The 4,853-nt window shown below is 43.0% G+C and carries 6 protein-coding genes; 5 read left to right on the top strand and 1 reads right to left on the bottom strand.

Annotation, left to right across the window (positions count from 1 at the left end):
* The 4 genes from AWU77_RS02320 to AWU77_RS02335 all read left to right on the top strand — a co-directional run.
* On the top strand, positions 1-868 hold an 868-nt coding region (locus AWU77_RS02320; protein ID WP_152625237.1), incomplete at its 5' end, for an MFS transporter.
* Between the two features lie 69 nt (positions 869-937).
* Positions 938-2,320: an anthranilate synthase component I family protein gene (locus AWU77_RS02325; protein WP_062058667.1), complete on the top strand. Its 1,383-nt coding sequence runs from the start codon at positions 938-940 to the stop codon at positions 2,318-2,320.
* A complete protein-coding gene (locus AWU77_RS02330; protein WP_062058670.1) occupies positions 2,317-2,844 on the top strand; it encodes an aminodeoxychorismate/anthranilate synthase component II in 528 nt (175 codons plus the stop codon). The genes AWU77_RS02325 and AWU77_RS02330 overlap by 4 nt, the downstream gene beginning before the upstream one ends.
* 44 nt (positions 2,845-2,888) lie before the next feature.
* Positions 2,889-3,320: a hypothetical protein gene (locus AWU77_RS02335; protein ID WP_062058678.1), complete on the top strand. Its 432-nt coding sequence runs from the start codon at positions 2,889-2,891 to the stop codon at positions 3,318-3,320.
* On the opposite strand, the gene AWU77_RS02340 is transcribed toward AWU77_RS02335, so the two are convergent.
* Complete coding sequence (locus tag AWU77_RS02340; protein ID WP_062058681.1) at positions 3,317-4,369, bottom strand: IS1595 family transposase; 1,053 nt, start codon at positions 4,367-4,369, stop codon at positions 3,317-3,319. The genes AWU77_RS02335 and AWU77_RS02340 overlap by 4 nt on opposite strands.
* Before the next feature lie 138 nt (positions 4,370-4,507).
* Here AWU77_RS02340 and AWU77_RS02345 point away from each other — a divergent pair, with 138 nt between their 5' ends.
* On the top strand, positions 4,508-4,726 hold the full coding sequence (locus AWU77_RS02345) for a DUF6471 domain-containing protein (protein ID WP_062058684.1): 219 nt from the start codon (positions 4,508-4,510) through the stop codon (positions 4,724-4,726).
* Positions 4,727-4,853 lie beyond the last annotated feature (127 nt).

Raw genomic sequence — 4,853 nt, forward strand, 5'->3', positions numbered from 1 at the left:
CGTCACAGCGCTATTGGCTTTATTAGCCCAGAGCGCTTTGAGGCAAGAAATGTATGTTAGTGAACTGTCCGAAGTTGGCGGAGGGGATCAGTTTGCCGCTATTGTTGTAGGCGTACCCCTAGGTATTCTGGTGGGGCATTTGTCATCCTGGCGAACTGCATTTACTTGTTTAAGCATTCTCTCCGTAGCGCTGTTCATATTCATTCTTGTGGGCGTTGAATATGTTAAAAGTAAAAAGGCACAAACAACTGGCTACCTGAATTCGCTGGCAGGTTATTTTAAATTCCTGGGCAATTCACACCTTACAAAAATTACAGCGTTGTTTTTCAGTTTTCAATTTGTTATTACTGCATTCGCCACTTTTTCTCCGCTTTGGATTATCAACCATGGCTATGATTTATTAACACTCACAATAATTTACGGCGTAACCGGCTTTATTTCTGTTTTTGTTTCGATGAAGTCAGGGTATTGGGTTAAGCAGCTGGGCATCACCAAGACATTCCTGATAAGTAACATATTGGTAATGCTGACATTGGCCTTTATTGTCAGCATTGCATTTAATATTTATGTTGTTGCAACACTGATGGCAGTTTATTTAAGCTGCATCTCCCTCCGAATGGGACCATTGCAAGCTTTATCCGTAGCCTCGGTTGACGCAATGGAACGAGGCAGATTCAGCTCGTTCAATAGTTTTGCAATGCAGATCGGCTCTTCGCTTGGCGTCGCGTTATTTTCGATAATGGTTGCAAATCAACAACAAGCAACAGGATTAAGTTTCAATACTGGTGTGTATTTTCTTGTCGGCGTTACCGCACTATCTACGCTAATTGCACTATTCGTTAAATCGCCCACCCCTAAAGCAGCCTAGACCAGAGCACGCCGCAAGGCCTGCACATACATTCGGCGCTAAAGATAAAAATATCTCAAGGAATTTAAGATGTATTGTCGATTAACTAATAACAGTGATTTGATTGCTTGCTTTAAAGGCGATGAGCTATCGCTGGGCAATTTTTATGTCATCTATCAGAAACACGAACATCAAATAGTTGCCTTACTGCCCCTGCGTATTTATCAATTCCATCATGATCTGAATGCGCTTGACCTCTATCAGAGAGTAAACAACACCGATTATTCACGAGAATTTGTTGTGTTGGACAACGAAAGCCCTATTGCATACCTTAACTCTGAATTAAATAATTTCGCAGCAAAAATTCAAAGCTACGACACTCCGTTTTTCAGAGGTGGGTTAATTGGTGCTGCATCCTTCGAAGGACTAAGCCAACTGCTCGATATTGAGATAACGGATGCAGCAGTCCCACCACTAGTTTTTGGTATGTTTGATACTTATCTAATTAAAAACGTGATAACCAATGAAGTGCATATTGTTAATGCTGATTGCAATCATGAAAAAATATCCGGTTTCCTGGAAAGGCTGAAAAAAAACAACCATCACAATGAATTCTTTGCGGATAACGTACTAACGCCCTTCTCTGAGTTTCATCGCAATGCCAGTGAAGACAGTCACGGAAAGGAAACTTTCTATAAACGCGTTGAAATCATTAAGGAAAATTTACGCAAGGGCAATAGCTTCCAGACAGTTTTAAGCCACAAATATCATCGCATCCAAAAAAGTTCCCCATTTGACACGTTCAGCAAGCTCTACCGGCATCACAGCACTTACAAATTTATCGCTAAATTTTTTGATATCTATATCGCCGGGATATCACCGGAAAATTTGTTTGTATTGGATCAGCAGGGCGTGGTGCGCATGACTCCCTTGGCTGGGACCCGTGCGCTTACGGATGATCCCGTCGCCAACAAGGCCTATGAGGAAGACTTGTTAAGCTGCGAAAAAGAAAACGCTGAGCATACTATGCTGGTCGACCTGGCCAGAAATGATTTGGGCATGGCATGTGAAGATGGCAGCGTTGTAGTGGAACGTTATCGCTATATTGAATACTGCAAAGATGTAATGCACCTAGCAACAGACATCACTGGAAAGCTCGCCAGGGATAAAACGGCACTGGATCTCATGCGCGCTGCCTCTCCTGCGGGCACTATGTCCGGCGCGCCAAAAATTCGCAGCATTAATATCATCCAGGAAGTTGAGGATGGCGCACGGGGGTTTTACAGCGGGAATATAGGTTTTGTGAACTTTGACGGCAGCGCAGATTTCTCCATCATCATCCGAAGCGTCACTTTTGCGGACAACCGGGTACACCTTAGAGCGGGTGCAGGTATTGTACTCGATTCAGTTGCAGAAGATGAATATGAAGAATGTTTGCGAAAAATGTACTCATGTGGCAAGGAGATAGCATGAAAAATATTTTAATTATCGATAATTATGACTCGTTTGTTTACAACGTACCCCAAGTGATTAGCCGATACGAAAAAGCGAAATTTACCGTAATCCGTAATGACCTACTCGCGGAGAAACATTTTTCACTGGACAATTTCACTCATGTCATTTTGTCCCCCGGCCCAGGCAACCCGACCAATTCAGATGACTTCGGCCGATGCCTTGATGTCATTGATTATTATGTTGGACGCCGGCCGATTCTAGGCATTTGCCTCGGGCATCAAGGCATTGCCGCATATTACGGTGCAAACATCACCACTGCGCAGGAAATTATGCACGGACGCACATCCGAAATAAAACTGATAGGTAACTGCCCGCTCTTTAATGAAATCGAATCCCCCATTGTGATGCGCTATCACTCTCTCGTGGTAGAACCGGGAACATTACCCGAGCGCTTTCAGGTTACCGCAGTAACCAATAATGAAAAGCAAGAAATAATGGCATTTAACCGGAATTATGTAGCAGCCGCACAAGTTTTTTCCTAGCCTAACCCCTATTGTTTCCTCACTAACCACACGAGGAAATTAAGATGGCCGAGTCACACGTAGTATCAGGTTTGCTGTCAAAGCGCGAAGAAATTGCAGGGCAAATCACCACAATTCAAGCTGAAATTGGACGACTGCAAGGTGCGCTAACGCATTTGGATAATACCATTAAGCTGTTTTCGCCGCAGTATGATTTACGAACCATCAAAGGCAAGCGAACCTACACGAAAAGTAAGAATTTTGAGCGAGGTGAGGCTCAGCGCATGACGCTGAATGTATTGCGGGAATTAAAAAAGCCATTGTGCAGCCGTGAAATTGTTGATGAGTTGCTTGAACGTAAAAATATTGAATCGACCACGGCGAATATTGTTAATCTACAAAAAAATATTTTGACGATCTTACACAGTTTGAAAAAACGAAATATCGTTATTCAAGTGGATAACGTAGGTGGTTCGTTAAAATGGAAAATTGCTTAAGCCGCCAAACGCTCAGCTTGACGCTTATTACCCTGCCAATATCCGCACCAGTCATGGTGCGTTTTTGTTTGTACGCACTTGGTTAAGATATCGGTAAATATTTTACCATTCGGCCAGCGGCGAGTATCTTCACGATAAGCTGCTTCATTCGCATAATTGGCTAAATATTCAATGCCGAATTTATGCGTTTGGCCATACTGCATTCTGCGAAAACGCGCAAAATAACTTTCAGCCATGTTGTTGCTCACCCCATCATCGGTTGAATATTCGGTTTGATGGTTAACGCGCTTGGTATCGTATTTTGCATGGAGTGGATCATACGCAGGGCTTTCATCCGCACAAATAGTTGAGCCTTGCACTACAACACGATCAGCCAACTTAATCACATCCGCTTGATTCTCAGATTTCACCACAAACGTAATGGTTTTGGTTGCGCCTATGGTGGCATCGTTGGAATTGTTTTGGCTTTGCAGTGCCGCAGGTAGCGCACGTTGACGAAACACCAATACGCAACGCTTGGTAGGTTTTTGGTGTATTGCTAAACGTCTATCAATACGATCTGCTTTTTTATTCTTGGGGCGAATGTGGCCGTTTACATAAGCACCATCAATATGAACTTCGCCCGACAATTGCGCCATGTCGCGCTGTTCCATCAATGACTCACGGATTTTATGCGCAAGAACAAATGCGGTTTTGTACTGCACACCTAAATCGCGGCCAAGTTGTAATGCAGAAATGCCTTTAACGGCGTTGGTGTAAATCGCAATAGCCGCAAGATAAATGCGCAAGGGTAATTTGTGAAACGCAAACACGGTGCCGCTGGTGACTGAAAACGTATGGTTGCAATCTTTACAGCGCCATTGGCGGCGAACACGAATGAAGTAATGCTTATTCAACACGCCACACAAGGGGCAAGCCACGTTATCGCCTTTGCCCCAGCGTACTTCCTTGAAGGTTTCAAAGGCTTGTTGTTCGGTTAGCTCAAATACTTGGCGCACTGACAAGGTACGGGCTTTGGCAGAAAGGAGGAAGTGTTGTTTGTTGCTCATGAAATATCACCAAATGTGTCATTTATGAGATAATTATAGCAAATAAAACAACAAAATCAAGATTTATATATCATATTTGACACAAATAAATCAGTAAACATATACTGGCGCAACTAAATTGCATCTTTAGGGGCGTGTATGAATGATGAAGAATGGAAGGTCTACGCAAAAAACTTATTAAAAGCTGAGCTCACCCGTCATGGTGTGAGTTATGAAACGCTTGTTGATAAGTTAAATGCGATGGGTATAGACGAAACTTATCACAGTGTTAATAACAAAATTAATCGAGGCACTTTTAATTTTGTGTTTGTGTTGCAGTGTTTAAAAGCGGTTGGCGCAAATGATTTTCGCTTGTAGAAAATCCAACTAAAAAACAAAAACTTGACAAATTAATAATGGAAATATGATGACTACCAAGCCAAGCCAAGCCAAGCCAAGCCAAGCCAAGCCAAGCCAAGCCAAGCCAAGCCAAGCCAAGCCAAGC

The sequence above is a fragment of the Cellvibrio sp. OA-2007 genome (assembly GCF_000953825.1).
Lineage (GTDB): Bacteria > Pseudomonadota > Gammaproteobacteria > Pseudomonadales > Cellvibrionaceae > Cellvibrio.

Excerpts from the sequence above, each read along its gene's own strand:
- AWU77_RS02335 (WP_062058678.1), top strand. The coding sequence starts at position 2,889 with ATGGCCGAGTCACACGTAGTATCAGGTTTGCTGTCAAAGCGCGAAGAA.
- AWU77_RS02325 (WP_062058667.1), top strand. The coding sequence starts at position 938 with ATGTATTGTCGATTAACTAATAACAGTGATTTGATTGCTTGCTTTAAA.
- AWU77_RS02340 (WP_062058681.1), bottom strand. The coding sequence starts at position 4,369 with ATGAGCAACAAACAACACTTCCTCCTTTCTGCCAAAGCCCGTACCTTG.
- AWU77_RS02345 (WP_062058684.1), top strand. The coding sequence starts at position 4,508 with ATGAATGATGAAGAATGGAAGGTCTACGCAAAAAACTTATTAAAAGCT.
- AWU77_RS02330 (WP_062058670.1), top strand. The coding sequence starts at position 2,317 with ATGAAAAATATTTTAATTATCGATAATTATGACTCGTTTGTTTACAAC.